This is a genomic window from Campylobacter ureolyticus (assembly GCF_027277485.1).
GTDB classification, from domain to species: Bacteria; Campylobacterota; Campylobacteria; order Campylobacterales; family Campylobacteraceae; genus Campylobacter_B; species Campylobacter_B ureolyticus_B.
In genome coordinates, this window is record NZ_JAPXGQ010000037.1 from 1 (window position 1) to 1,299 (window position 1,299).

Annotated in this window: 1 protein-coding gene; it reads right to left on the reverse strand. The window is 35.4% G+C overall.

The features are described from left to right. Window positions 1-1,299: phage tail protein (locus O6B72_RS09315; RefSeq protein WP_269492993.1), on the reverse strand; the 1,299-nt coding region annotated here is incomplete at both ends.

Here is a 1,299-nt window from a genome sequence, read left to right on the forward strand (position 1 = left end):
GTGCAATCAGTGGCAAGGTGATAAGATCATTTGCATCAACAGGTGCAAACCAAACTTTAGCTCCTTTTAAATGTCTTGATATCTTTGTCCCACTAAGTCCTCTCATAAGTGTTTTAACTCTCCATTTACCACCACCTAAACTCTGTCTAAATTGAAAATTTATAAACTCATTATCTATTAAGCAAGTAAATTTAATCCTTTGCCACCCAGCCCTTGTGCCTTTTACTTCCCAAAGCTTAGTTATCTCATCTATTTCGAAATTTAGCTCATCACCCATTTCCTCGCTTATTTCAAAGTCCTTACTTAAAACACCTAAGCTCCATGGCTTAATATCCACACTTTTTCCACTTAAACCATCTCTAACGCTCATCTTTTGGATAAAGCCCTTTGGTTTAACCATAAGCGGTAAAACTCCCATCTCATCGCCCATTTCTATGGTGCTCTCAGTTGCTCCAAAATACTCTAACTCCTCAATGCTTAAATCTATTGGCTTGTAAAGATCATCTTGAACACTTGTAATAGTTATGTTTTTTAGCGCAAATACATCCTCACAAGCCTCCACGCTAAGGCTTCCTTCTTTATCACTTCCTATATTTAGCACTCTTATTGACATATCACTTACACCTAAAGCTTTATTTGAAAAAAGTAAAACATCTCCAACCATCAAGTTTTTAAACTCATCACTGCTTACCTCAAATCTTAAATTTGCCAAAGGATAGCTAAGTTTTCTCATGAGCCTAGTTAGGACTTTATTTGCGTTAGAGGCATTTGTTATACTCATATACTCAACACTAAAAGCTCTTTCAAAGCCAAGAGTTTTTCTTGTAGCTGAGTTTATGGCACTGACACTTGCCTCACTAAAGCTGCCACGCTGAGTATATTTAACCGTAACCCTTGAATATGTCTCATCCCAAGCCTTTCTTTTAAATTTCAAATTTGCCACATTGCTTTCATTTATTAGCTTTAAATCACTTTGTTTATAGTTATCTCTTAATAGTCTTAAAGTTAGTTTTCCACTACTTGGATTTATACAAAGTACTCCATCAATTGTTCTTAAAATCTCTTGCACCCACTCTTTAGCTTCTTGAGGTTTACTCATAACAAAGCTAATGCCAAGACCTTCTTTAACTAGTGCTTTATTGGCATTTATAAAGCTACTTTCATCAAGGACGTTTTTATCAAGTCCGATTAAGGAAGTTAGCATATACCATAAAGCAGACGCTGGGTTAACATCACCATTTATCTCATCAAATGCACCACTGTATTTATCCCAATTAGTTAAAGATGTTCTTTTTACAA